The organism is Rothia sp. HSID18067 (assembly GCF_003989445.1).
Taxonomy (GTDB): domain Bacteria; phylum Actinomycetota; class Actinomycetes; order Actinomycetales; family Micrococcaceae; genus Rothia; species Rothia aeria.
The window spans coordinates 17,231-44,206 of sequence record NZ_RBMF01000005.1 but is presented as its reverse complement, the minus strand read 5'-3'; the positions used below and the strand labels follow the sequence as shown (position 1 = coordinate 44,206).

The 26,976-nt window shown below is 56.4% G+C and carries 18 protein-coding genes; 15 read left to right on the top strand and 3 right to left on the bottom strand.

Annotated elements, in window-relative coordinates; all coding sequences use genetic code 11:
* The first annotated feature begins 670 nt into the window (after window positions 1-670).
* From D8M23_RS11405 to D8M23_RS11360, 9 genes are all read left to right on the top strand, one after another.
* Window positions 671-1,678: a hypothetical protein gene (locus D8M23_RS11405; RefSeq protein WP_126854848.1), complete on the top strand. Its 1,008-nt coding sequence runs from the start codon at window positions 671-673 to the stop codon at window positions 1,676-1,678.
* A 203-nt stretch (window positions 1,679-1,881) separates the two neighbouring features.
* Entirely contained in the window at window positions 1,882-2,205 is a 324-nt protein-coding gene (locus D8M23_RS11400; protein WP_126854847.1) for a putative quinol monooxygenase, read from the top strand.
* Between the two features lie 129 nt (window positions 2,206-2,334).
* A complete protein-coding gene (locus D8M23_RS11395) occupies window positions 2,335-3,138 on the top strand; it encodes an NUDIX hydrolase (protein WP_006886976.1) in 804 nt (267 codons plus the stop codon).
* A gap of 605 nt (window positions 3,139-3,743) precedes the next feature.
* Complete coding sequence (locus D8M23_RS11385; protein ID WP_126854845.1) at window positions 3,744-4,346, top strand: class I SAM-dependent methyltransferase; 603 nt, start codon at window positions 3,744-3,746, stop codon at window positions 4,344-4,346.
* Window positions 4,347-4,657: 311 nt separating this feature from the next.
* Window positions 4,658-6,424, top strand: coding sequence for an ABC-F family ATP-binding cassette domain-containing protein (locus tag D8M23_RS11380; protein ID WP_126854844.1), 1,767 nt, complete (start codon window positions 4,658-4,660; stop codon window positions 6,422-6,424).
* Complete coding sequence (locus tag D8M23_RS11375) at window positions 6,418-8,277, top strand: ABC transporter ATP-binding protein (protein ID WP_126854843.1); 1,860 nt, start codon at window positions 6,418-6,420, stop codon at window positions 8,275-8,277. Before D8M23_RS11380 ends, D8M23_RS11375 begins: the two co-directional genes overlap by 7 nt.
* A gap of 2 nt (window positions 8,278-8,279) precedes the next feature.
* On the top strand, window positions 8,280-10,010 hold the full coding sequence (locus D8M23_RS11370; protein WP_238693862.1) for an ABC transporter ATP-binding protein: 1,731 nt from the start codon (window positions 8,280-8,282) through the stop codon (window positions 10,008-10,010).
* Window positions 10,011-10,179: 169 nt separating this feature from the next.
* Window positions 10,180-11,037, top strand: a complete 858-nt coding sequence (locus D8M23_RS11365; RefSeq protein ID WP_126854841.1) for a bifunctional transcriptional activator/DNA repair enzyme AdaA — start codon at window positions 10,180-10,182, stop codon at window positions 11,035-11,037.
* 297 nt (window positions 11,038-11,334) lie between these two features.
* Window positions 11,335-12,807 carry an RNA-binding domain-containing protein gene (locus D8M23_RS11360; protein ID WP_126854840.1) on the top strand — a complete coding sequence of 491 codons (1,473 nt, stop codon included), beginning with the start codon at window positions 11,335-11,337 and terminating at the stop codon, window positions 12,805-12,807.
* A 120-nt stretch (window positions 12,808-12,927) separates the two neighbouring features.
* Here the strand turns inward: D8M23_RS11360 and D8M23_RS11355 are convergent, their stop codons facing one another.
* Window positions 12,928-13,557 (bottom strand): superoxide dismutase, encoded by a 630-nt coding sequence (locus tag D8M23_RS11355; protein ID WP_006886979.1) that lies wholly within the window; start codon window positions 13,555-13,557, stop codon window positions 12,928-12,930.
* A gap of 2,109 nt (window positions 13,558-15,666) precedes the next feature.
* Between D8M23_RS11355 and D8M23_RS11350 the strand changes: the two genes are divergently transcribed.
* From D8M23_RS11350 to nhaA, 3 genes are all read left to right on the top strand, one after another.
* Window positions 15,667-16,185, top strand: coding sequence for a MarR family winged helix-turn-helix transcriptional regulator (locus D8M23_RS11350; RefSeq protein ID WP_126854839.1), 519 nt, complete (start codon window positions 15,667-15,669; stop codon window positions 16,183-16,185).
* 210 nt (window positions 16,186-16,395) lie between these two features.
* Window positions 16,396-16,920 carry a ferritin gene (locus D8M23_RS11345; RefSeq protein ID WP_126854879.1) on the top strand — a complete coding sequence of 175 codons (525 nt, stop codon included), beginning with the start codon at window positions 16,396-16,398 and terminating at the stop codon, window positions 16,918-16,920.
* 243 nt (window positions 16,921-17,163) lie between these two features.
* Window positions 17,164-18,513 (top strand): Na+/H+ antiporter NhaA, encoded by a 1,350-nt coding sequence (nhaA, locus tag D8M23_RS11340; protein ID WP_126854838.1) that lies wholly within the window; start codon window positions 17,164-17,166, stop codon window positions 18,511-18,513.
* Window positions 18,514-18,614: 101 nt separating this feature from the next.
* Here nhaA and D8M23_RS11335 read toward each other — a convergent pair whose 3' ends face one another.
* Window positions 18,615-19,760 carry an alpha/beta hydrolase gene (locus D8M23_RS11335; protein WP_126854837.1) on the bottom strand — a complete coding sequence of 382 codons (1,146 nt, stop codon included), beginning with the start codon at window positions 19,758-19,760 and terminating at the stop codon, window positions 18,615-18,617.
* A 199-nt stretch (window positions 19,761-19,959) separates the two neighbouring features.
* A complete protein-coding gene (locus D8M23_RS11330; RefSeq protein WP_126854836.1) occupies window positions 19,960-21,081 on the bottom strand; it encodes an alpha/beta hydrolase in 1,122 nt (373 codons plus the stop codon).
* Between the two features lie 267 nt (window positions 21,082-21,348).
* On the opposite strand from D8M23_RS11330, the gene lysX reads away from it, so the two are divergent.
* From lysX to D8M23_RS11315, 3 genes are all read left to right on the top strand, one after another.
* Complete coding sequence (gene lysX, locus D8M23_RS11325; RefSeq protein WP_126854835.1) at window positions 21,349-24,675, top strand: bifunctional lysylphosphatidylglycerol synthetase/lysine--tRNA ligase LysX; 3,327 nt, start codon at window positions 21,349-21,351, stop codon at window positions 24,673-24,675.
* Between the two features lie 257 nt (window positions 24,676-24,932).
* Window positions 24,933-26,495: an alanine/glycine:cation symporter family protein gene (locus tag D8M23_RS11320; protein WP_278667837.1), complete on the top strand. Its 1,563-nt coding sequence runs from the start codon at window positions 24,933-24,935 to the stop codon at window positions 26,493-26,495.
* 94 nt (window positions 26,496-26,589) lie between these two features.
* Window positions 26,590-26,853, top strand: coding sequence for a PLD nuclease N-terminal domain-containing protein (locus D8M23_RS11315; RefSeq protein WP_052186560.1), 264 nt, complete (start codon window positions 26,590-26,592; stop codon window positions 26,851-26,853).
* Window positions 26,854-26,976 lie beyond the last annotated feature (123 nt).

The window sequence follows — 26,976 nt, the reverse complement described above, 5'->3', positions numbered from 1 at the left end:
TACAACAAGAGACATCCCATATTAGGATGCCTCTTGATGTGAGATCCATGGGTTCTGCCCGCCAAACCGGACATACCCCCCACAGCCGCACCTCCAGAAGCTTCATACAGAAGGCCAGAGGACAATATTGTTTTATCTCACATGCCTAGAATAACACGTGACACATACACAAAATATATCTGCGTCCACCACTTCCTTATAGGAAGAGGCACCCCTTACAGGGTGCCTCTTGATGCGAGATCCATGGGTTCTGCCCGCCAAACCGGACATACCCCCCACAGCCGCACCTCCGCTACCCCCTCACCTCAAAGGATGAAGATCCTAACAACAAAAAGCTACTAGGCAGAGTTGCTCACGAGCGCAGAGGACAATATTGTTTTATCTCGCTCACTCAGGATATCATGCACTACTTCATATAAAACAGCCACAAACTCTACGACAGAAGGCACCCCTTACAGGGTGCCTTCTGGGCGAGATCCATGGGTTTGGCCGGACAACCCGGCATACCCCCCACAGCCGCACCTCCGCTACCCCCTCACCTCAAAGGATGAAGATCCTAACAAAAAGACTTATTAGGCAGAGTTGCTCACGAGCGCAGAGGACATTATTGTTTTATCTGCTCTACAACAGTACCACGCAGAAAACCGATACAACTTCCCGAAAGAGCACAGTGGTGGTACATAACCTCGCCACCGAAGAAGATACTTTCCACAATATATCTATGCTTGGCGCAATCAGTCGTTACACCAACACAGATACCAATATCATTGCTGTCCACACCTCTATACCCTACGGTGCCAGCGAAGAAGAAACCCAGCGCATTATGCGCAATGCTCGTAATGAATCCTTCACCACACTCCTAAAACTCGCAACGGATCGTGAGGATCCGGTTAAAGCCTTTGTTATTGAACGTACTCGGCAATCAGAAGAAAATCAGAAAGACCGACAAACCATACAACGCTTAACCCGCAATAACATTATCCCACCCATTAACTACGTCCAAGTATCCTCCACCGCAGAACGCAACCTATGGGCCGCAGACGCCGTCGCCTATTCTATGGCCCAAGCCCTTCTGCGCAGCGACCTCACCCTACAAGAAAAATCCGGCATCCAACTCAGCGTATACGACACACAAACCCTCGGACTCATAGACCTCAAAGCCCCCACCAACAACCTCACCTCCAAACTCGGAATCCCCACCGACCCCAGACAACTACGCACCGAACACCTACCACACGTAACCACAGGAATAGCCGCCAGAGAAGAAACCCTTAAAAACCTCCGCGACAACCTACGCCCCGGGCAACGACTCCTCGGCCCAGAAAAAGCCCGCGACGATCTGCTCTACAGAAAAACCCAGGGGATTGGCCGCTCCCGGCTCATGGATCCACACCACGCAGCCGACCTGACCATCGGACGCGGAACCCTCAGCAACACCCAAAAAGGCTCGATTAACGAATTCTCCAAACGTGCCAAAGAAGGAAACATCCCAGAAGGAACAATCGCCTCTTTCCAAGGCATCACTAAAAAATTAAAAACGTTATCGACCAAGAAAACAAACGAGCACAACAACAAAAAAGCCCCCAACAAGACAACCAAAACACCCACCAGCACAGGCACCACAACACCCAAAATCAGCGGAAAAACCGTGGCGGGCCAAGTCTCTAATCACACATAAATAAGAAGGCTGCACCAAACCCACCCCACGGTTAACCGCGAGCAACGGGGTTTCGCCCGAGAAGAGGTATTTCTCCGCTTTTCAGGAAAAATACCCGCTGCTCGCGCATCCTCAGTACAAGGTGATGCTTTAGGCGCTGCCCGCGCAGGCGCATCTTGTGAAAAAATAGAGGTGTCCCTGAATATTCTATTAAGGAGTCCACCGTGATTTTTATTGTTGTGAAATTCCCCGTCAAGCCCGAATACGCCGAAAAGTGGCTGGATTTAACCCGCGACTTCACCGAGGCAACCCGCGCCGAACCCGGCAACAAGTGGTTTGAGTGGTCGCGCAGCGTTGAGGATCCGAATGAGTTCGTGCTGGTAGAGGCGTTCGAGGACGACGGCGCGGCAGCGCACGTGAACTCCGCACATTTCGCTCAAGCTATGACCGATATGCACCCGGCTCTGCGAGAGACTCCAAAGATTATCTCCCGCCAGATCGACGGCGACAGTTGGGGCGCTATGGGCGAGCTGAACATCGAGAATTAGCCGCTTTACTTCAAGAGTCCAACCATGCAGCGCGCGTATCCGCCGGATGCGCGCGCCGTAAGTCGTGTAACGCCGTTTTTACCCTTAAAATGGTTATAGTGCACACGAAAATAAGTACAGGAGTCATGGATGAACTCATCACCACATTACGCAGCTGAGGTCCCCGAGGAACACGAGGCCGACCACAGTTCGGTTTCATTAGCGGTTTCTACCGTGATTCTTGCATTACGCCACAAAAAGAATAGTGCGCACCCAAGTCTTTGGCTGCCGCTGGTGCGCCGCCTGCGCGAGCCTTATAAGGGTCAGTGGGCGCTTCCCGGCGGCCCCTTGCAATCCCAGCAGTCCCTGGAGCAGGCGGCGGGGTACACGCTCAAGCGCGCGACCGGCCTTGAGCCCGGGTACCTTGAGCAGCTGTATGCGTTCGGTGATGTTTTGCGTGCCCCGGAAGCACGTGCGGCGCGCATTAACGGCACGCCGGTTCCGGCACCTGGGGCGGATCATGAGCGTGTGGTTTCGGTGGTGTATTGGGCCTCGATCCCGGCGACTGAGGTTTCGCAGACTCGCGTGCACGAAAATATTCGCTGGTTCCCGGTAGATGAGCTTCCCGAGCTGGCTTTCGACCACAACGAGATTGTGGAGTACGCCCTGTACCGCCTGCAGAATAAGGTCGAATATTCGCGTATTGCGCACTCATTCTTGGGCGATGAGTTCACGTTGGCACAGCTGCGTGAGGTGTACGAGGCAATTCTCGGCCGCCCGCTGGATCCCGCGAATTTCCGCCGTCAGATAGCGGCCTCAAAGTCGATTATTGATACCGGTAGGCGCATTGAAGGTACCCGCCACCGCCCGCCGCGCCTGTACCGTTACAACACGGCTCAGGCTTATGCGGATGCGGGCCCGCTGGGCATGTACCGCGAGCGCCACGAATCTTAGGCAAGCTCCGGAAGCGGCAACTTTGCCGCTCAGGGGTCGTTATTTCGATCGTGTGGGGTACTGGTACCAGGTTTAAAACTGGTGGATTATCAGACACTCTAAATTCGGGGGTGTTTTCTTCATGTGGGTGCAGTAGAGTGCTATCGCATGAAGAGAACTCCCCCGTTTTTTGTACTCTCCGCGTCATTACGTCCCGGTCAGCAGACATTAAATTTTTATGTCTACACATAAATAACAGGCCCAGACATGAAAAATTTTCATGTGAGCTTCTTACTAAAGCACAGCGTCAAGACAAGTTCAGCGGTATATCGGCTTTTTCAGACATGAAAAGCTTTCATATCTGGCATATAGTGAGAACTGCAGACGGTCGTAGAGCTGCTTTAAAACGGGAATCGGATCAGCAGGTTTACGAGTTTATCCGCGGTGCTGAAGGGGCAGTAAACGTCGCAGATATATATGCAGGTCTTCATAGCAATCTCTCGAAACAGCAGATCCGCTACATAATCACAAAGTTACTCAATGCTGGTCTTGTTGTGCGTGAAGGCGGCCAAGGAAACCGGAACACGACCTATCGCGTTGCACAATAAACACCACGTGAGGAAATAATGACAGTCAGCAGCAGGTATGGGGCGCGGGCGGCGGAATATTGTGAGGCGCTGGGGTCGCTCGATCAGATGGAACCGACTGATATTGCCCTAATCAAGTCGTGGTGCGCATCCGTGCCAGGCAGTATTCTTGATGCCGGATGCGGCCCCGGGCATTGGGCGCGCCTGCTCGCCTCCGCAGACCGGCTCGTCACAGGCATAGATGTAACTCCCGAATTTATTGCCCATGCCCGCGCCGCCTCTAGCGCCCCAAATCTTAACTTCGAGGTCATGGATATGGCACACACGCCTTATACTGACGGGTCTTTTGCGGGAATTCTTGCCTGGTATTCGCTCATTCACACGCCGCCAGCTCACCTTACCGGCACACTCACCGAGTTCTATCGGCTGTTGATTCCGGGAGGAAGCCTTCTTCTGGGGATGTTTCTGGGCGAACACGGATTGCCCTTCACACACGCCGTAACAACCGCCTATTATGTGAGCGTTCCAGAGTTTTCCGCACTGTGCGAGAAGGCTGGGTTTACGGTGAAAGAAGTTCACACCCGCAGCACCGGGAGGCACCGCGACCACCTGGCGATAGTGGCGCGCAAGCCAAAAGATTAATGCGCCCCATGATTGACAGGCGCTATCGCCACTCCCTACACTAGAGGTTATCCGGGTCACATTCCGGATTGTTCCTGTCTATATCCACCGAGGCGCACGGAAGCGCATCGGCACACGAGGAGGCACCAGCACATGAACAGCTCCCGAGCATAGCCCGGATCAAAATACCAGGTCAGAGCGCTTTTATGCGCCCACCCCACTACCCGGGCTTACGTGTATCTAAACACCGTGCTCGGGTTTTTTCATGCCCTCACACCTAACGCGCGCTGCGCTGGCGGGGACCCGAGCACCTACTCGAAGGGACTCGGCCCATGCCACGCTACATTACACTCGACCATATTTCGTATGCGCATCCGGGTGAACCCCCGCTTTTCACCGACCTCTCCGCCGTATTTTCCGCGCCACTCACCGGGCTTATTGGCGATAACGGTACCGGGAAAACTACCCTCTTCAGGCTTATTCTTAGCGAGATAAAGCCTAGTCACGGCACAATCAGCACCCCACCACGCATAGCGTATCTGCCGCAAGATTTGGGGTTGAGCGAGCATCAGCATCTTGCCGATATTTTTGGAATTACAAAAATTCTGCGAGCGCTTGATGCCCTGGAATCGGGCGACTACTCCCCTAGCCTTTATGACACCATTGGCGACGCCTGGGATATTGAAGAGCGCACCCTCGCAGTCCTTGCCGAGTACGGTTTTAGTCCTGCGCTCGCCACGGATGCCGCCGACCCGCACGCCATTCGCGACCTTCTGATGCGCCCCCTCGGCACCTTTTCAGGCGGTCAGACGGTCACTGCCGCGCTCGCCGCGCTTCTGTACTCGAACCCCGAGTTTATTCTGCTGGATGAACCCACAAATAACCTGGACTCTGCCGCGAAGAATCGGCTTTTCGCGGCTCTTGAAACCCTCACCTGCCCGGCACTCATCATCAGCCATGATCGCGATCTGCTCGCGCATATGAAAGCAATCGCCGAGCTGCACGCCGACCGTGAGGGACGGGCGCATCTGCACACATATGAGGGCAACTACGACACCTACCGAGCGGCGCGAAAGGCCGAGCAGAGCGCCGCGCATCGCCGCGTGAACGAGGCGAAAAATGAGATGCGTAAGGCTAAGAAAGAATGGATTCGTGCCCATGAAGTTATATCACGCAATACCTCCCATGTTTGGAAAGACGACCAACCAGATACGATTCGAGCTCTTGCTAAAGATGCCTCGCGCCAAGCAGCAAACAAGCTACGCGGAACCCGTAGCTCAGACCTTTCAAAGACACAGTCTATCTATGAAGAAGCCCAAGAGAACCTGCGCGTGCAGGAGCGTATCTATCTGGAACTTGCTCAGGATGCACTCCCGGCGCGGCGGAAGGTACTGGAATTACAGCGGGTGGGAAAAGACCCTTGCGCGTCTGTACAACAGGATACCGAACTTAAGAATGCACACACCCAAAATACCGTTTCACGTGAAACACAATCTTATGAAGTTGATTATTCGTCCTGCGGCCAAGACTTTCCCAAGACTCTTATCCTGACCGGGCCCGAGCATATGCGTATCATGGGAGCAAACGGCAGCGGCAAGACCATGCTTCTCAACGCGATAGCGCACGCGAATGACCCCGACTACCGCTCCCCCGTGCCGCCCGCTTACCGGGTGCTCTACCGCCTGGGCAACGCCGCGTATCTGCCGCAGCGCATCACGTCTGATCCTGAACGCACCCTCCTTGAAACCGTGCAGAGGGCAAACCCAGAGGCGAGCGAACAGCATCTTCGCGATCAACTAGCGCGGCTGCTGTTCAGGCGCGAGAGCGTGCATCAGCATATTGGGGACCTTTCTGGAGGTGAACGTTTTCGCGCCGCGCTGGCGACGGTTCTGCTCACCGATCCGGTGCCGCAGCTTCTTCTGTTGGATGAGCCCACGAATAACCTAGATATTTCGTCGGTGGATTGGCTGGTGCAGGCGCTCGATGCTTATACCGGCGCGCTCATCGTCGTCAGCCACGACGAGGATTTTTGCGAGCGCATCCGCATCGACCGCACGCTCAGCCTTTCGGTGAAAACCCTTGGGGAGGCACCGTGCTGAACATTCTTCGTTCCATCCCGTGGGCGTTCCGCATCGCCCTTCGTGCAGCACCCGTTCCATTCCTTGCCGCGGTTTGTACGACCCTGCTTCTCACGTTCATGCCGAGCGCGCAGGTGGTGCTGGTGAATGCTGCGGTGGGTTCGGTGGCCTCCGGCGATACTGCAGCATCACTCACGTGGGCCGCAGTAATCGGTGCCCTCGTGGCGGCGTACCTTCTGGTGCAGCGGGCAAGCATGTCGCTCTTCACCATGACGAAGGCGCGCGTGAATGCCGCCGCGCATCAGAAACTCAATACCACCCTGGCGCGGGTGAATCCCGAGGTGATGAGTGAACCCGGGATGCAGAAGCATCTTCGTGCAGCCCGTGAATCTCTTACGAAGCAGGAGATTCCCACGCAGGCAAATTCCGTGGTGACTCTCTGTGCCGCCGTGGCGATGGTTCTGCTGCTGTGCGCGACAATTGCAGGTACGAGCCTTCCGGCTGCGTTCTTTGTGGCGGGATGCATGGTTCCGCTGTCCGCCGCGATGGTTCTGCTGGCGAAACGTGACTACCGCATCTACGGGCAGGTTTATGAGGACCGCCGTGAAGAGGCATATTTTCTGGATGCGCTCACCCACCCCAGCACAGCCCGGGAGATCGCGACCCTAGGGGCCGGTGGTTTCTTCGCCGACGGTGTGGCGCGGGCACGAAATCGTGCCACCGGGCGGGAATACAATCTGGAGGCGGTGCGCGGCATCGTGGTGGGGTTCGCCGGGCTCATCTGCTCGGTGTTGCTGATGGGTGCACTCTACTGCCTGATCGGTTCCGGGGCGAGCGCGGGCGAGATTGCCGGTGCGCTGGTGGGAACGCTCACCTGTATCGCGGCCACGCAGGACGTTGGCTACGCCTTCGGGCAGGTCTCAAACGGGGCGATGTCGATTGCTCAGTACCGCACGTTTGTGGATAATCCGCGCTACGTGCTTGCTTCAGAGACAACGCATCATAATCCGCCCGCAACCGGTGATTCTCCGCGCGAACTCGCTGTACGCAGTCTGAGCGTCACCTATCCCGGGGCGGATGCACCCACGCTGCACCACGTGAACCTGCATATACAACGCGGGCAGATGGTGGCGTTGGTCGGTGCCAGTGGCGCGGGGAAAACTACGCTGGTGCGCGGAATCCTTGGGCTGACTCCCACCACTGCGGGCAGCATATTCTTCGACGATACTCCGGTCGGCTCACTAAGCGTGCAGCAGGTTTTTAAGCACACCACCCTGCTCAGCCAGGACTATGGGCGGTACGAGCTGACCGTGCGAGAAAACCTGCTGTTGGGCACTCACACGCAGGGCCAGGAACCTCCAACCGATCAACGTCTCTGGGATGCGCTCGAAAAGGCCCGCGCCGCCGAGTTCGTGCGCGCCCTGCCCGCCGGTTTAGACACCCAGCTAGGTGAACAATGGGGCGGAGTCGGGCTATCTGGCGGGCAATGGCAGCGTTTAGCATTGGCGCGCCTGATCCTGCGTAATACCGCCCTATGGATTCTGGACGAACCAACCAGCGCTATTGATGCCCACGCCGAAGAGGAGATTTTCGCTACCCTACGCAAAGTTGCGGCAGATCATATGACGATTCTGGTCTCGCATCGCGCCTGGACTCTCAAACACGCGGATGTCATTCATGTGGTGGATCGCGGAACCATCATTGAATCGGGAACCTACACCGAACTATTAGACGCTGGCGGGCGGTTCGCCGAAATTTTCGCCTCACAGATAGAGGATGCGCCGGAACACACGCCGTCGAACTTGCCGGTTGCTGACGGCGCCGAATCCGCAGACGACACCGGGTTCACGAAAGAAGGGGCACCATCGTGTTAAAAATGATTAGACAAACTCTCTGGGCTCTGCGGTATGCGCTGCGGACGCATCCTATTCTTGTATTCAGCTCGTTCACCCTTCTCACAGTGCTCTCGTTTCTGCCCAGCGTACAGATGTTCCTCATAGCCGCAATCACCGACTCGCTCAGCACCGGGGATACGCACACTGCACTCACGTGGGCGGGCGTAACCGGGGGCGTGCTGGCGGGTAACCTTGCCCTGCAGCAGGTGTCTAATTCGCTGGATATGTCGCTGCGGGCGGGTATGGCGCAAACAGGTATTCGGGCGATCGCCCGCAGGCTCGCTTCCCTTACCCCCGAGCAGATTTCGCGCGGCTCATTTTCGCAGCGCTCGCGTGCCGCCCAGGATGCGGTCGCCAACGGTCACCTGCACACCCAAGTAACCAGCACCGGCGTACTTCTCTTCACGTTTCTTATGGTGGGTTCGCTCTGCGTCATGGTAGCTCGCGTCAGCCCTGAGGCGGCGGCATGCCTTCTGCTGTGTCTGATTCCGGTGGCGTTCGTAGCGGGGCTGTACACGCGGCGCAACGAGCAGGCCTGGGACAGCATTTATGCGCATAACCACCGAGCCTGGTACGCTACCAACCAGATAGCCTACCCGAATACCGCCGAAGAACTTTCGACCCTGAAAGCAGGCTGGTTCTTTGCGGCACGGGCTAACCGGCAACGCGGGCTGGCCGCTGACGAAGAGGTGAAACTTACCGCATATGCCCTGCGTTTGCAGGTAATATCGGGGGTAATGTGCGCGGTATTCCTGGTGGGTGCGCTAGGTTTTCTGGTGTCCTCCGGGGCGAGCGCGGGTATCATCTCTGGTGCGATAGTGGGCGCGCTTTCCGCCATGATGTCGCTGACTGCAGCGAGTCACGATATGAGCTCGCTCGGCGCCGGGGCTAACGGAATTACACGGTATCGAGAGTTTCTGGAAGGCTCCGAACATCCGTTCCGCAAGGTGGCTGCCACTCTTGATGCACCGCTTAGCCGCGTGCGCATCGAGAATCTTTCCATCACCTACCCCAGCGCTGAAAAACCCGCAGTGCGCGGGGTATCCTTCGAGATTGAGCGCGGTCAAACAATTGCGTTCGTGGGGGCAAACGGTGCGGGCAAGACCACGCTAGTACATGGGATTCTGGGCATGCTCGCCGTTCACGAGGGGCGTGTTCTTTTCGACAATACCCCGGTGGATGTTCTCGATTCCGCCGAACGGCACCGGCTGGCAACTATTCTCACCCAGGATTTTGGACGCTACGAGCTGACGGTTCGGCAGAACCTTCTCATGGGGATTTCCGGGCGCTCCGCAACCGACGAGCAGCTGTGGGATGCGCTCAACAAAGCCCACGCCGCCGAGTTTGTGCGTGCCCTGCCGGAAGGTTTGGACACCCGGTTGGGCGAGCAGTGGGGCGGCGTTGGTCTATCGGGCGGGCAGTGGCAGCGGCTCGCATTGGCTCGCCTAATTTTGCGCAATACCGACCTGTGGGTTCTGGACGAACCAACCAGCGCGATTGATGCCGAAACGGAGGAAGATATTTTTACTTCTCTGCGCGAGATTGCGGCGGGACACATGACGATTCTGGTCTCGCACCGCGCATGGACCCTCCGCCATGCCGACCGTATTTACGTGATGGATGCGGGCGCAATCGTCGAATCGGGAACCTACACCGAACTAATGGCGCGCGACTCCTATTTCGCCCGGCTTTTCGCCTCGCAGGCGGGGTAGTTACTCGGCCGCTTCAGCCAACCCCACCAATCCGGGAGCAGTTTCTTATTCGGGAGCGATGAGAGTACTTCCGCTTCTACGCCTCCCGCGCACAAGGTCAAGAATCGGGTCGTTTTCCGCCCGAAACATCCGTATTCTCTAGTGTTAAGACCTTGAACTAGGAGAATCCTTGAGCATCACAGACCGTTCCGCAGCGAGCACAGACCCGATTGAGCAGACCGTCCAGTTCGGGCGCATAGCCGCCGCTATCGAGTACCTGTATGACCACGCCGCAGATCAGCCCACGCTCGCGCAGGTATCCCAGGCGGTTCATGTGAGCCCCGAATACCTGCAGCGGCAGTTCCAGCAATGGGCGGGAGTGAGCCCCAAGAAAATGCTGCAGCATATCAGCCTTGAGCGGGCAAAGGCGGCGCTCGCTGGGCAGCAGAGCACGCTCGATGCGGCCTGGTCGAGCGGGTTCAGCGGCACGGGGCGCTTGCACAATGCGTTCGTCACCATTGAGGGCATGACCCCCGGCGAGTACAAGAACGGCGGGGCGAACCTGCGCATCGTCTGGCGTTACGCCGCGTCCCCTTTCGGCACGGTGCTGATCGCCGCAACGGATAAAGGCATATGTCATATGGTCTTCGCCGATAACCCGGATGCGGCTCTTACGAACCTGCGCGCCGAATACCCGAATGCGCAGTTGCATGAGGGCGAGCATCCTTTTCACGGGCAGGCGTTGAGTATTTTCGGTGGAGGTGGGGAGCGCATCGCCCTGCATTTGAAGGGTACGCCGTTTCAGGTGCAGGTGTGGCGTGCGCTTTTGAATATTCCGCAGGGTGCCGTGCAAAGTTACGGGTCTGTGGCTGAGAGTATTGGTCGCCCGCGTGCCGCCCGTGCCGTGGGAACCGCTGTGGGGCACAATCCGGTGGCGCTGATTATTCCCTGCCATCGAGTGATTCGTGAGAGCGGCGTGATCGGGGATTACCGTTGGGGTCGCGGCCGCAAAATGGCGCTTCTCGCCCAAGAACTCGGCGCGGCCTAGCGAACATCGGTCCACCCCAGTTTTACCCGCTCCCGTTTTTACGCTTTCGAGAGCATCCCACGAGTATGTGTACTCTTCGGAAGTCCGCAAAGTTCAAAGGGAACCCGTTTGACTCCTCGGTGAAAGTTACACAATTGCCATCGAGAGTTACATTTTTGTCACATTCACTCGCGTTTTTCATGCCATAGTGACAAAAACCCGTCTGAAAGTTACATTTTGTCACCCAAAATCACCAGCTTTGTAACTTTCAGCTCGGTCAGACGTCCACATTGTCACTCTCAGAGTTACAATATTTACATGTATACGCCTGAAGAAGTAACACAAACTCTGAATGAGCTACGCCTCCTCGGTCGGGATAGCCTGACCGTTGAGGTGAAGTCGGCGCATAACGGTTACCCGTCGTCCATTGCTGAGACTATCTGTAGCTTTGCCAACCTTCCTGACGGCGGCACCATCATATGCGGTGTGGACGAATCCCAAGATTTTGCTCCCGTGGGCGTTTACGATCTTGAAGATTTACGAGCGAAAATTATTGACGCCGCGCAGAATCTCAAACCCAAAATCGCGGTAGAAACCACCGATATGGTTCTGGGCGATCATCAGGTGCTCATCGTATCTGTTCCAGGGTTACCGGTACAGGAACGCCCCTGCTTTAAAGGTAACGTGGCGTATCAACGCCTCGGAGACGGTGACTACCCGATGGATAGTTACGCGCTAAGCCTTATGTATGCCCAACGCCATAAACCACAGAATGACCTACGAAATATTCCTGGCACGTCCATCAAAGATTTAGATGAGCCGTACACTGAGGACTTTCTGCGTCAGGTTCGCCTCTCCTCAGCACGTTTGCGGCATGACTCTGATCAGGAAATTCTGCACAAACGTAATGTTCTCGCCGCCGCGCAGAACGATTTAACCTTGGCCGGATTATGTGCTCTGGGGGATTATCCGCAGCAGTTTTATTCTGGGGCAAGTATTATCGGCGTAGTGTCTATGAGCGGTACAGCCCGTAATGATGACCGTTTTCGGGGCGAAGGCCCTATTCCTGCCATACTTGAAGATGCGCTTGCCTGGCTTGTGCGTAATCTCAAAAACCGCACCGTAACAACCCCTGACGGGGCGGGTCTGATGGATGAACCCGAAATTCCTCTAGTGGCTCTGCGCGAATTCGTGGCGAATGCCCTTGTGCACCGCAGTTATGAGCGGGATGCTTCGGGGAAGTTCGTGCAGATTTTTATTAAGCGTGGCCGTGTTGAGATCATCAGCCCCGGTGGTTTTTGGGGTATTTTACCTAGTCAGGTTGGTCTTGTGCACCGCCCTGCGGCTGTGAATGAGGCACTGTACGCTATCTGTCAGAATATTCGTCTCAGCGACGGTCGTCGGCTCATTGAGGGAGAAGGCGGGGGTATTTTGGCGGCGCAGCAGGCCTTACGCAATGCTGGTTTGCGCGAGGCTCGCATCCTTGATGAAGGTATTCAGGTACGCGTTATCATTTACCGCTCCACGGACGATGCACAGTCCACACGGGAGCGACGGGCGGCACAGTCTTCCCAGCATGTTGACGTACCGCAGGAACTATCCGCCACAGAATCACAGGTGTATTCTGCCTTAGCACAGAAGCCCGCTACGGTCGCCGATCTCGTAGAAGATACCCAGTTAACCGCGCGGCAGGTTCGGTATGCACTGCCCAAATTGGTCAAACGAGGTATGGCAGAGCAGCGAGCACACTCAGGGCGTCGCGGTTCTGTATACCATCTCATCACCGTGTAGCCACTAACCCATGAGTTCTATAGCGCAAAGCGGGTGCCCGGCGCCTCTTCTAACGAAGGCACCGGGCACCCGCCCGTATACGATACGCCCTGAGTGCGAGCGCACGTTAATCCTTGAGGACTACTCGGGAAGCACCAGACCCTTGGTCTGCGACACTGCGCGTGCGAAGCGCTCAGCGACATCTGCCCAGTTCACGATGTTCCAGAATGCCTTCACGTAGTCGCCCTTCACGTTCTGGTAGTCCAGGTAGAAGGCGTGCTCCCACATATCGAGCTGCAGAACGGGAATCAGTGCCACCGAGATGTTGCCCTGCTGGTCGTACAGCTGCTCAATGATGAGGCGCTTGCCCACGGTGTCCCAGGCGAGAATTGCCCAGCCGGAGCCCTGAATGGTGAGGGCAACGTTGGTGAAGTGCTCACGGAACTTGTCGAAGGAACCGAAGAACTCGTCGATAGCCGCTGCGAGCTCGCCGGTGGGCTTGTCGCCGCCCTCGGGGGAAAGGTTCTTCCAGAAGATGGAGTGGTTGGTGTGACCACCCAGGTTGAAGGCGAGATCCTTGGACAGCTTGGATACGTTGCCGTAGGAGCCGTTTGCGCGTGCTTCCTCAAGCTGCTCTAGGGCTGCGTTTGCGCCTGCAACATAGGCTGCGTGGTGCTTATCGTGGTGCAGCTCCATGATTTTTGCGGAGATGTGGGGTTCGAGCGCCGCGTAGTCGTAGGGGAGCTCGGGGAGAGTGTACTTTTCAGCCATAGTGTATGCCCTTTCATTCAGAAGATGGCGTCGTTACAAGGGTACCAGCGTTTGCCTGCGAGTTCAGTGGATTCTGGGCATTGTGCGGGGATGCTGTGCATAGGGTGGAGAAAGTTTTCCACAGGGGTGGATAAACCCGTGGATTTTATTTCAAATTCATCACGATTTCGGAGTATTTGCCGGATTTTTGCGGGGTTCAGACCCGCAAATAACAGGTATGTAAGTTATCCACGCTGTGGATAAAGTCTGTGGATACTCGCTGCGGAGGGTGTGAAGGGGCCGTTTTATAGCATCTCAACGCTTAATATGCGGGCAGTATATTACGGCCAGCAGGAAGAACTTTGGCCGGTTTCGTATTTCTGCTGCGAGTTTTCTTCAGAGGGCGGGGCAAACGGTGGGAGGTAATACATGCGGTGAATATTATGCACGGCGCAGAGGGTGGACGGTGGATATTGTGCACAGACTTTTCCACAGGTGTGTATAACGGGCGTGTTGTGGAGGAGATGCACCACCTGAACCCGCCTGTATATTTTGGATGGTGAGATGAGCCGCGTCCATCTGATGGAAATCCCCCGGTATTTCAAGGATCTTTATGCCATCTCGTTATCACACCGCACGTTATTAAGATCCTATGAATAACACACCTGTAAGTTTTCCACGTTGTGGATAACACCTGTGGATACGCCAGTGGCGGAGTGACATAACCGCATGTTGTTGGCGCGTCTCCGGCGGCAATATTAAACACACGCACCCCCGCAAATGTCCCGGTATACCCCACGCGCCAGAAGGCGACTCTCCCCCGCTACGCTGCTTTTGGTACCTTCTGCTTCTGGATTCGCCCCACGCGTGCACATATTTTTGCATCCCCAAACCAAGCATCCCCAAATCCTTCACATTCACCCCATACACACATGTACTTTTGTCATTTTCTGAACAGTTGAAGACTTTTTAGATATGGCGACCTTTATCTCATCGCTACGCGGCCGATCACTCTCAGTACCTCACGCGGGTGGTCGCTGCCCGGGTGCGACAAGAAAATATGGGACTTTTCCGCGTGTTTGCAGGGATGCACCGAGCGGAGAAGAGATTTAGATGCTGTATTACTGATAGTTCATAGAATGATGGATGTTGCAGCCTGGTTCGGGCCACCCAACAGCCTCTATGGCCTGTATTTGCAGGGATTGGCAGGGTAATTCCTGCATTGCCTAGTGGGTGTACCCACAAGTTTGCTCCGCGGTTAGAAGTGATAACGCCTGACAGGGCACGCAGGGGTACCAATAGGAAATCTCTAGAGGTTGTTCAGAGCGAGTGGTTGAGAGTGCCTCAGAAGGGGCTGGTTAAAAAGATACGGCGCGGAATGCAGCCCAACCACGAACTGCATCCGCACCGCACATCCGTCAGTAGAAATGCGGGTTACCCGCACACTGACGACAATCACCGATAAATAGAGAGTCGAACCCATTCGGTTTGAGCTTCCGGTCTCGCCCCGCGGGCTTCTTTCGACCCCGTTACGTATACCAGTGTACACGGTCTTGGGCCGGTTGCAAACCCAAAATGGTACTTTTTCAGAAAAATTTGTAATCGTTTTGTTATCTTCCCCTGAAGCAGAGTTGAAAAAAGCGTACCAATTTTTTTATACCCCATTTTACCTTGATATTACGCGGTTCTTCCTCAGCTTGAGGGTAGCACTCCTAGACAACACGCTCTCGACTAGGGGCAAAAAATCACCCCTCAAGCGTTGCTTTAAGTGACCTAAACCCCAAAAAATCCGTATTTTTGACCTTCATCACTCTAAAACCTTCAAGTACAGCTCGGCTTCTTAAGTACCAATTTTTTATCGATTCGGGAAGTAAACACCCAAAAATACTCGCTCCCTACTTTTCAGCGGTGAATAATAAGGAAACGTTTACTATAAGCTGGAACCTATTACATATCCGCACACACACATTAGGTAAACCAAAACGTGTGAATGCGCCGCATTTACTGGTGCCGTTACCGGAATATGAGAAATGATACATATACAATGGGGAATTAATATAACCTTATATCTCGATTACTACTACGACAACATACAGCTCACTAAGACGACAGACCCGGAAGGAGCATCCTGTGTCTGACTCACCGCACGCCGAAGAACCCCGGTGGCTTACTCCCGAAGAACGGGAGGCGTGGCTATTTATAAGCTCTATTATTTTTAACCTCACTCGCAGGCTAGAAAATCAATTACAGCGTGAAGCCGACCTAAGCTATGTTGAGTACATGGTGCTTGCCATGCTCTCCGAGTCACCCGAGCTCAGCCTAACCATGACAGAGTTGGCACTGACCACAAACACTCTTCCTGCGCGCCTGTCTCGTGTGGTGGCGCGCCTTGAGAAAGATTCCCTCGTTGAACGCTCCATTAGCCGCGAAGACCGTCGTGTAAGCATCTGCCATCTGCTCCCGGCAGGGCTTGAAAGGATTCAGCAGGTGGCTCCCGGCCATGTGGCTGAAGTTCGCCGACAAATCTTTGACCATCTCAATGAACAGCAGGTGTACGACCTCGCCAATATTGGCACCAGCGTACTGGGAGACACTCCTTCGAAGCTTATATCAATCGATGGTCTTCGCCGCGGCTCGTACCCAGAGTAGGCCCGTATTACGCCGTACTGGCAGCCCCCGCAGCTCGCACACCCTCAACATAGGTTGTGCTCGGTTAGTACACGCCGCAGGAGGGCCTAATTCTCGGTCGAGATTAGCCTGTTCTGTGTATACACACACCGAACCGGCGCATATTATGGACTGGTCAGGTTGAGTTACGCCCACTTTTTGGGCCCATAAACCACACCCCAGGAGAGTATGATGACCAAGTCTTTCTATGAACTGCTGACCGAGCAGGTCGGCCATGAGTTTGCCGCATCCCACCAGTACCTTGCAATGGCTATTTGGCTTGATGGCGAGGATCTGCCGCAGCTGGCCCGTTACTTCTACCGACAGTCGCTGGAGGAACGCGACCACGCCCTGATGATGGTTCAGTACCAGCTCGACCGCGGTCACAAGGTTCAGATCCCGGCGATTCCGGCAGTACAGAACGATTTTGCAGATGTTCAGGAAATCGTTGATATGTCGCTGGCGCAGGAGAAAGAAGTCACCACCCAGATTGAGGCAATTTTCGCTGCCGCCCGCGCCGAAACCTACCCGCTGGGCGAGCAGTTCATGCTGTGGTTCTTGAAGGAGCAGGTTGAAGAAGTCGCCTCCATGGAGACCCTGGTGACCATTGTTAAGCGCGCAAACGGCAACCTGTTTGACATTGAGAACTACGTTGCCCGTGAACTGGATGAAAACCACGGTGAGGACGATTCAGCCCCCGCAGTTGCTGGCTCCTAAAAACATATAGCGCATATTTTCGCATTCCCCATCGCCTTTATACCGGCGGTGGGGAATATTTCTTAAGAGTGAGTTTCTGCATTTTATGCTTTATTTTTGTGGGTTTATATCACCATATACAGGGAAATATTCAAAGCTGTCTATTTATTTATAAAAATTCATATACTGGAATAAAATAAGTTTTTGCTGTGGAAAGACGCTACACTGGTATAAGGAACGCCGCACAAAACCCCTGAGGAGAACATGAGTCAGAAGAGTGACGTACAACCCGACAATACGGCTTTCGGGCGAGGTTCTTACCGCGAATCGGTGCGTATTGCCGATATTCTACGCACAGAATCGGTGGGCGGCTCCATCCTTCTCATAGCGACCGTCCTCGCCATTATTTTTGCCAACACCCCCCTAGCAGCCGCATACTTCGGGGTGCGGGATGCACAAATCGGCCCGGAAATCCCCGGATTCCACCACCTTCACATGAGTGTTGGCACCTGGGCGGCCGACGGGTTACTGGTTGTCTTCTTCTTCCTCACCGGGCTTGAGCTCAAAAAAGAATTCGTCATTGGCGACCTCAAATCCCCTGGCACCGCGATCATCCCCATTGCTGCGGCGTGCGGCGGCGTCATCACCCCCGGCATCCTCTACTTCATTGTCAACCACGCCAGCGAAACAGCGGTGCACGGCTGGGCCATCCCCACCGCCACCGACATTGCGTTCGCGGTGGCCGTACTCGCGGGTGTGGGCACCCACCTGCCCTCGGCGATGCGCATCTTCCTGCTCACCCTCGCAGTGGTCGACGACCTGATCGCCATCTGCATTATCGCCATCTTCTACACCAATAACTTCCACGGCGAATACCTGCTGGCGGCGATTATTCCCATCGGGCTATTCGCGCTCATCGCCTATAAGGGCGAGAAAATGTTCCATCTCAAACCCGCCGCAGCCTGGATTATTCTGCTGCCGCTGGGGTTCATCACCTGGGCGCTCTTCCTCGAATCAGGTATTCACGCGACCATCTCGGGCGTGGTGCTGGGCTTCTGCATACCCGTGAAATTCAATAAACGTACCGAAGCCGCTGGTGCTGACTCCGGCCTCGCGGAGGTCTTCGAACACCGGTTCCGCCCCATTTCCACCAGTATCTGCGTGCCCGTTTTCGCCTTTTTCAGCGCGGGTGTAGCCCTGGGCGGTTTCGACGGGCTGGGCCGGGCCCTCTCCGACCCGGTGGCAATCGGCATTATCTTCGCACTCGTGGTCGGTAAGACCCTGGGTATCACAGGCACCACCTGGCTGGTCACCCGGTTCAAACACGCCAACCTCGACCCGGACGTGAAATGGATCGACATTATTGGTCTGGCGGTCACCGGCGGTATCGGTTTCACCGTCTCGCTGCTGGTGGCTGAGCTGTCGTTCCCGCACGGCTCCCCGCACACCGAAGACGCCAAAATCGCTATTCTCTTCGGCTCCATTACCGCCGCCATCCTGGGTGCGATCATCCTCTCACGCCGCAATAAGCACTACAAGGCAGTCGCAGAAAAAGAAGAACTGGACGAAAACCACGACGGTATTCCCGACGTCTTCGAAGGAAAAGGCGACTAGCCGCCCACACAGTGCAGCCCCTGTACCAGGTGCCGCCTACCGTACACACGGTAGGCGGCACCTAGCGTTTCATAAGGGGCACCCGGCGGGGTCTGAAGCCGCTAACGCATCCCACCGGGTTTAAACCACTGATATTTTCCCAACCAGGCCAGGGCACGCCAATCATTCGGGTGCCACACATCAAACCTGTGCCCACCAGCCGGTATGGTCACCACGCTGAGCATACTGGGCTGACTAATACCGCGCGTCGCATCCGCAAGCTCAGCGGTAACCGTCGTATCGTCGGCGGCGGTAAAGTACCACAACCTCACGGCAGGCCGTTTCTCACGCAGGATGCGCGCCAGATCGTATTCGCTATCGTCCTCGCTGCGCCACTGCTGCCCCGGCTCATACCGAGGCTTAAAATACCCGGCGAACGAGACTCCCGCCCCCACCAGATCGGGGTGACGCACCGGCAGCATTAATGCGCAATAGCCGCCCGCACTATACCCCCAGGTGGCCCACCCATCAGCGGTAGTAGGCACCCGCAGGTTCCTCTTCATAAACGGGATGAGCGAATCAGTCAGAAAACTCGCCGTGTGCGGGGTGGGGCTGGTATTGGGGTCCCCATCCACACATTCGGTGTCCACCCCCGCATAGAACACATCTGGGACAACGAGGATCGTCTCTCCCACAGTGCCATTAGCGACCGCCCGATCAAGGGCCGGAACAAAATTCTCGTACACATCCGGCATGCCCGGGTACCCCGGGAACGCCAACACCACCGGGTACACACGCTCCGGCGAATCCAGATAACTAGCAGGAAGCCACACCAGCGTGCGGATACTCCGCCCGGCACTATCGGGAATATACAGCTGCAGCGGACCGTTGCCCCCGCTGGCGCGGCGCTCCTCAAAGGCCGCCCGCAGCGCCGGGTTAGTGTACGCATCCTTCTGTTCACCGCTGAGCTCGATCCCGGGCGCGTTCGAAGGGTTACCAGGGAAAAACCCGTACGTGCTCGTTGAGGCAGAGGCGTGCGGATCCGCGAAAATACTCTCAAGTGTGGGGTACCAGCGGTTTTGCAGGTTCAGGTAAGCGCCCACCGTCAGCAGGGTCAAGAGGGCGGCTAAAAACATCCCCACAGCCTGCACCGCGTATTTACGCGCACCAGGGCCGCGCATGCGCGGCAGCACCCCAATCACAACGCCGTAGCAGAACACCGTGAACACGCCAAACAGAAGCACCGTACCCCAGTTTGAGATATTCACCGGCTGCCTCCCCTACGCGTACTACCCTGGCGGTCAGTACCGTTGCACGTACTTTCCTGTGCCTAATCATACGCAGATTTTTTAACGTTCACTTCACCTTTGCCCCATACACACCGTACGGTTGAGGCATTAAGGCAAAGCTGCGCGGGGGCGGGCACGTGTTGTACTCACGTGGGCGTGTTGAGGTGAAAGCGCGTATTTAGGGTTTAAACGGCGCCAGGTAGGTGCCTGCCCACTGGAGGGCGGCAGGTTCACGGCTGAACCACACATCGTACCTGTGCCCACCCGCCGGGACGGTGGCAAGCTGCACACTGGTGGGGGCCTGAACAGCTTGCGTGAATGCGGGCACCTCGTCCCGAATACTCAGGTCGTCTTCAGCGGTAAAAAACCAGATTTTTACCGGAGGCTTTTTCTCCCGCAGCAGGCGCAGCAAATCATATTCGGTGTCTTCTGCGGGGCGCCACTGCTGACCCTCAAGATACTGCGGGGCAAAATAGCCGGCGAATGAGACGGCAGCACCAATAAGATCCGGGTGCCTAATGGCGAGCATCGGCCCGCAGAAACCACCGGAGCTATACCCCCAGGCGAGCCACCCGTCAGCTTCGGTGCTGACTCTCAGGGTGGTTTTAAGCAGCGGGATGAGGGACTCAACAATGGTGCTTTCTACCTGCGGCCCCTTGGGGTTGGTGCTGTCCACACACTCGGTGTCGATACCGTTATAGAAAATATCTGGGGCAACAAGAATGACATCACCAATGGGGCGGGAGGCACCAGGTTTAAGTTTGGCGGCAAGCTGCTCAAACCCTAAAGGCCAGCCGGGGTACCCCGAGAGCCCAAGAATAACTGGGTAGGTGCGTTCCGGGTGGGAGGCGTACCCCTCGGGAAGCCAAATGAAAGTTTTCATATCCGGTGTGCCGCCCCACCCGGGTACCGTGATTTCCAGGGGTTTGCCCGGTTCGGCGTGAGCCAGTGCCTCCTTCACGGAATCAGCGCCTCGCGCATTTTCTTGCTCCGGGGTGTGCTCAGAGACCTGCTGTGAGACGGGGGTCAGGGGCGCGCCGTAGTGGCTGTCTGTAATAGGGGCATTGGGGTCAGCAAAGATGCTTTCCAGGGTGGGGTACCACTTGTTTTGAAGGTTCAGGTACGAGGCAACACTGGTGAGGGTCAGCAGGCAGGTGAGGGTAAGACTCACCGCCTGCAGAATGTATTTGCGCACCCCGTTGGAGCGCATGAGCCTGGGCAGAATAAATATCATCCACCCGTAGCACAGGATAGTGGGCACGAGCAGCAGGATCACTACTCGCCATTTCACGATAATCATGGTGTTTTCCTTAGAAAGACTTCTCTGTCTAAAAGCTTTAAATGTGTTTGAGCGTTTTTTAATATTTAAGCTTAATTTTATATAAAGTATAAATATTCACATAAGGTATACAATGTATTTGTGTATATATATTTGGCTCTATTATATCTATAAGTCATTTTCGTTTTCTCAGCACGATCACAAGCAAATTACCCATAACTTTTAAGGTGCACACGCCCAAAAGATTTATAGAGTTATAGGTAGGGAGTACAGCCCGAAGGGGGATTCATGACAGGCCAGAAACGAAGCCGCAACGCGGCGGATACAGCCTCACGATACGCCGAGGTATCGGCCCGGTGGCTCATTGGCGTCTACTCTTTCCTGACCGTCATCACAGTGTTCTCCTGGATTATCTCGCCCCTGCGCAGCGGGCGCGGCTTCCGCTGGTGGGAGCTGGGGGTGAGCCTCCTCAATATCCCCGCCACCCACTCACTGGCCAGTGCCGTCACGATGCTCGTCATCACCTGGGGCCTGATTGCCCGCAAACGTCTGGGGCTGTACCTGGCGATTTTCTTTCAGGCAGCGGGTATTGTGCTGGGTATTGACAGCACCCTCGTGGTGTTCTTCCCCGACCCGATCATGGGCCCCAAACAGTACCTCATCTCGTGGGTAGACACGATTTCGGTGGTTATTGGGCTAATCGCCATCCCCTTCCTGTGGTCTATTCGTAAAGCGTTCCCAGCCCGTATTGGGCGTATCTCGTGGGCCGTGGCGGCCCTTGTGTTCGTGGGCGGTTTCACCGCAACCACACTCATCACCTGGTACTTTGGGCGGCACCTTCCCGGAGTCACCCCACAAAACCTGGTACTGCACGGTCTGGGGATTGACATCGTCCCCGAACTTAAAGGGCCTCATGCTGCGGCAGTCGTGGGCACTATCGCCTCGGTGTTCTACGGGATTTTCTCGGCGATCGCTGTGTACCTCATCCTGCGCGGGTACCGTATGCCAAACACCTGGACAGCTGAACACGAGGTGCGGCTGCGTGAGCTGCTTCAAGAGTACGGAGGAAACGATTCCCTCTCATACTTCGCCACCCGCCGCGATAAGCAGACCGTGTTCTCGCCAGATCATCGGGCCGCCATCACATACCGCATGGTGGGCTCGGTGTGCCTGGCATCCAGCGACCCGGTGGGGGATCCGGCCTCCTGGGGCGCGGCAATCCAGGCGTGGATGCGCGCCGCCCGCACCTACGGGTGGGTTCCGGCCGCTATTAGCGTGAGCGAGGCGGGTGCGCGTGCCTTCGCCAAAGAAGGACTGAGCATTACCCGCATGGGCGACGAAGCGGTACTCACCACCGACAGGTTCAGTCTGAATAATACGTCGCTGACGCAGGTGCGGCAGGCCTGCCAGCGAGTGCGGAAAGCGGGGTACAGCCTGCGCATCCGCCGCCACCGTGACCTCAGTGACCAAGAACTGAAGCAGATGCAGCAGTACGCCGACCAGTGGCGGCACGGCAGGGTGGAACGCGGTTTCTCAATGGCTCTAAACCGCCTGGGTGACCCCGCCGACGGCCGGTGCCTGCTGGTGTCGGCGCACGCTGCCGACGGGCAGATGGTGGGTTTACTCTCGTTCGTACCGTGGGGTCGCACAGGGGTTTCCCTGGATGTCATGCGCCGCTCCCCTGAGGCCCCCAACGGGACTATCGAGTTCATGGTGGCCGGGCTGATGGAACGGGCTGGCGAGTACGGCATCACCCGTGTCTCCCTGAATTTTGCGATGTTCCGTCACGTGTACGATAACGCCGAGCGGTTTGGGTCCAGCCCGTGGGAGAGACTTGCCTCCCGTTCACTGGGGTACCTGGACAGGTTCTGGCAGCTGGAACGCCTGTACCGGTTTAACCTGAAGTTCGCCCCGGAGTGGGTGGGACGGTATATGGCGTTTGAGCCGACGCTGGCGTTCATTAATACGGTGGTTGCGGCGGGTGTGGCCGAGGGGTTCCTGCCGGATATTTCGATTTCGGCGCGGAGGCAGCGATCCCAGGTGCTGTTATTGGGAGAGGCTGATTGTGAGCGGGTGCGGGAGATTGAACGCCGGTCTCTGGCAGACACCCCGCGGGTGCAGACACGCCGCAGTGAGCAGACTCGGCACCGCATCCGGCACGCTGAGCTATTACGCAGCGCAGGTATGGAGCCGTATCCGTTGGGTGTTCGGTGTGATTATTCGGTGGAAGAGCTCACCAATATATTACATTCAGGAAATATTTCGGTTGAGGAATTTACTCTGTCGGGTCGGGTGCGGTTTATCCGCAACCACGGCGGGGTCGTCTTCCTCACCCTCATAGAGAACGGCCGCACCCTCCAGGTGGTTATTGAACGCGCCTCTGTGGGTGCACAGGCGCTGCGGCTTCTCAGCCAGACCGTCGATACCGGAGATATCCTGCTCATCACCGGCAGCATGGGAACCTCACGTAACGGCACCGTCTCGGTGCTGGCCAGTGACTGGCGGATGGTCTCCAAGTGCCTGCATCCCATCCCGTTCGACTCATTCACCGACCCGGAGGCACGCCTGCGCCGCCGCTCCACCGATCTGCTGGTTAACCCTGAACAGGTACAAAACCTGCGGATGCGCTCGGCTATTATTACGTCCATCCGGCGCACCCTGGATACGGAAGGTTTCACCGAGGTTGAGACCCCAATCCTGAACACGGTGCACGGTGGCGCCAGCGCCCGCCCCTTCAAAACGTTCATTAACGCCTACGGGGCGGATCTAACACTGCGTATCGCCCCGGAGCTGTACCTCAAACGCTTGGTGGTGGGCGGCATGGGTGCCGTATATGAGCTGGGCCGTGACTTCCGCAACGAGGGTGCAGATAACACGCACAACCCCGAGTTCACAGTGCTTGAGGCATACCGACCCTACGCCGACTACACCGATATGCGCCACCTAACGGAGCGGATCATTAAAAACACGGCGCAGGCGGTGTACGGTCAGTGCGTGCTGCCGTTGGGGGCAAAGGGCAGCACAGACCGTACGCTGGATGATGTTTCAGGTGCCTGGCCGGTGGTTTCGGTGTGTGAGGCACTCTCAGCGGCGGTGGGCACCACCATCACCTTAGACACCGATTTTGAGACGCTCCTGGCCCTGGCGCGTGAACATGAGATTCACGTACGGGACGATATGGGTGCAGGGGCGGTCATTGAGGAACTGTATGGTGAACTGGTGGAAGCAAAAACCGTGTTCCCCACGTTTTACACGGATTTCCCGGTGGAGACCTCCCCCTTAGCTGGTGCGCACCGCAGTGTTTTGGGACTGGTGGAGCGCTGGGATTTGGTGATTAACGGTATGGAGATGGGTACCGCCTACTCCGAATTAGCCGATGCGCTGGTGCAGCGTGAGCGCCTGGTAGCGCAGTCACTGAAAGCGGCCGCCGGAGACCCCGAGGCCATGCAAGTGGATGAGGATTTCCTGTACGCCCTGGAGACGGGGCTGCCGCCTACCGGCGGGCTGGGGATCGGTATTGACCGGCTGGTCATGCTCATGGCGCAGACCCAGATTCGCGGGGTGCTTTCGTTCCCCTTCGTGAAACCGTTAAAGCACGATACGCGCTACCAGTGAGTCTTCTCCCCCGCTTCTAAATTACTGCTAAGCCGAGGGCGCTTTTGGCGGGGGTGGCACACGCTGCAGTGTGCGTTAATTATTCGTTACAAATTCCCTGAAACCACTTATTGAGCTTGCTCACACGGGTACTGTACCGCAACAATAGTTACCTGTAACTTCCGGAAAAATATCTTTTTCCGTATGCGGGTGCTTAAGCCCCGCCCCTCCCCCGCAGTGACGCCTCGTACCGGGGGATTACTGTGTCCAATAACCCGATGGGAGCGCCCGTGGAGGGATTCGTACATTTTATTCAAGACGTCAACACCTATACCTCTGGCGCCACCAGCGTGGTTGACTCTATTCAGCAATGGGTATGGGAGAACTTCCTCTTCGTGGCGCTGATTGCCGCTGGTTTGTTCCTGACCATCCGCACCCGTGCGGTGCAGTGGCGTTCTCTGCCCGAGATGCTGCGCGTGCTCACCGACCCGTCCGGTCACGAAGCTGACGGCCGTAAGAGCATTTCCTCATTCCGTGCGTTTACGGTTTCGGCGGCATCCCGTGTGGGTACCGGCAATATTGCGGGCGTGGCGATCGCTATTGCGATGGGCGGCCCCGGTGCGGTGTTCTGGATGTGGGTCATTGCTGCCGTGGGCGGCGCATCCGCTTTCGCTGAGTCGCTGCTGGGTCAGCTGTATAAAGAACGCGGCAAGGACTCCTATATTGGTGGCCCCGCCTACTATATGCAGCGTGGCCTGAACGCACGCTGGCTGGGCCTGATTTTCGTGGGCTTTATTGTGCTCACCTATAGTTTTGTGTTCTGCGCGGTGCAGACCAACGCGATTGTTGAGGCGGGCGCGAACTCGTTCAATATCAGCATTGAAGGCACGGACGGTATGGGGTTCCGCATCCTGGTAGGCGTGATTATTACGGGCCTGACGGCGGCCATTATTTTCGGTGGTATTCGTGCGATCTCCTCGGTGACCGAGTTTCTGGTGCCGTTCATGGCGGTGCTGTACATGGTTCTGGGCCTTCTGGTGGTGGGCCTGAATATTGGAGAAATTCCGAACGTTCTGCTCATGATTTTCGAGGGCGCTTTTGGTCTGCGTGAGTTTGTGGTGGGCGGCACGATGGGTGCCGTTATTTGGGGTATGAAACGCGGCCTGCTCTCGAACGAGGCCGGTATGGGTACCGCCCCGAACGCGGGCGCAACCGCGACTATCTCGCACCCCGCCAAGCAGGGCTATGTGCAGGCTCTGGGTGTGTATTTCGATACGATGCTGGTCTGTTCCGTGACCGCGTTTATTGTGCTTCTGTCGAATCCTGTCTATGGCGATAAGACCCGCGGTGCGGGGCTGACTCAGGATGCGTTGGCCGCCCAGTTGGGTGGTTGGGCCACGCACTTCTTAACCTTCGCTATTTTCCTTTTCGCGTTCTCCTCGGTCATTGGCAACTACTATTACGGCGAGTCAAATATCCGCTTTGTGACCGAAAAGCGTTGGGCACTGACGGTGTTCCGCCTGGTGGTGCTGGGGTTTGTGTTCTTTGGCGCGATCGCATCGCTGAGCCTGCTGTGGACGACGGCGGATATGCTGAACGCGGGCATGGTGATTGTGAACCTGGTGGCGGTGCTGTGGCTTTCGCCGAAGGTGGTTGCGGTGCTGAAGAACTATGAGACGCAGCGTAAGGCCGGGCTGGAGCCTATTTTCATGGCATCCGATATGCCCGAGATTAAAAACTTGGCCGCCTGGGACGGCACGGATGAGGTGACCACCCGCGAGTTCTGGGCTAAGCGGGACTCGGATGCTGCCGCTAAGCGGGCACAAAAGACGGGTATTTAGCTTAGTCTCCTCACTATGAAGCGGAGTTTTTACCGGATAAGTGCTACTCTCTGGTGAAAACTCCGCTTTTACTGAAAACCTTGGAGGGCCCCTCATGCCTAGCGGCGTGCTTGATGTACTGTGGACCGCGGTGTTTCTCGTGGGTATCGCATTGGCGCTGTACTGTCTGCTCACGATTCACCGCAGCCCGTACTTTAGTGAGGTGCAGAAGCTCAAGTGGCTCCTGTTCACCTTGGCGCTACCGTTTCTTGGCCCTATCGCCTGGATTTTACGTTCACGCGCCGAGAAGCGGGAGGCTGCGCAGCGGCCCTCACCCGATACGCAGAATACTCAGCCGCCCAGCAATGACGCCCCATAGGATACTAAACGCCGCAGGGCGCACACCACTGTTCGGTCTTGCTGGATATTTATGCTGATGTTTGGCCCGCCGGGTGCTGCAGACACTCAGGAAAGACGGGTATAAAAAATCCCCGGTTCAACT

Bases quoted from the DNA above. Each gene is read 5' to 3' on its own strand.
- D8M23_RS11395 (WP_006886976.1), top strand. From the start codon at position 2,335: ATGAACTCATCACCACATTACGCAGCTGAGGTCCCCGAGGAACACGAG.
- D8M23_RS11385 (WP_126854845.1), top strand. From the start codon at position 3,744: ATGACAGTCAGCAGCAGGTATGGGGCGCGGGCGGCGGAATATTGTGAG.
- D8M23_RS11380 (WP_126854844.1), top strand. From the start codon at position 4,658: ATGCCACGCTACATTACACTCGACCATATTTCGTATGCGCATCCGGGT.
- D8M23_RS11370 (WP_238693862.1), top strand. From the start codon at position 8,280: ATGATTAGACAAACTCTCTGGGCTCTGCGGTATGCGCTGCGGACGCAT.
- D8M23_RS11360 (WP_126854840.1), top strand. From the start codon at position 11,335: ATGTATACGCCTGAAGAAGTAACACAAACTCTGAATGAGCTACGCCTC.
- D8M23_RS11355 (WP_006886979.1), bottom strand. From the start codon at position 13,557: ATGGCTGAAAAGTACACTCTCCCCGAGCTCCCCTACGACTACGCGGCG.
- D8M23_RS11345 (WP_126854879.1), top strand. From the start codon at position 16,396: ATGACCAAGTCTTTCTATGAACTGCTGACCGAGCAGGTCGGCCATGAG.
- nhaA (WP_126854838.1), top strand. From the start codon at position 17,164: ATGAGTCAGAAGAGTGACGTACAACCCGACAATACGGCTTTCGGGCGA.
- D8M23_RS11330 (WP_126854836.1), bottom strand. From the start codon at position 21,081: ATGATTATCGTGAAATGGCGAGTAGTGATCCTGCTGCTCGTGCCCACT.
- lysX (WP_126854835.1), top strand. From the start codon at position 21,349: ATGACAGGCCAGAAACGAAGCCGCAACGCGGCGGATACAGCCTCACGA.
- D8M23_RS11320 (WP_278667837.1), top strand. From the start codon at position 24,933: ATGGGAGCGCCCGTGGAGGGATTCGTACATTTTATTCAAGACGTCAAC.
- D8M23_RS11315 (WP_052186560.1), top strand. From the start codon at position 26,590: ATGCCTAGCGGCGTGCTTGATGTACTGTGGACCGCGGTGTTTCTCGTG.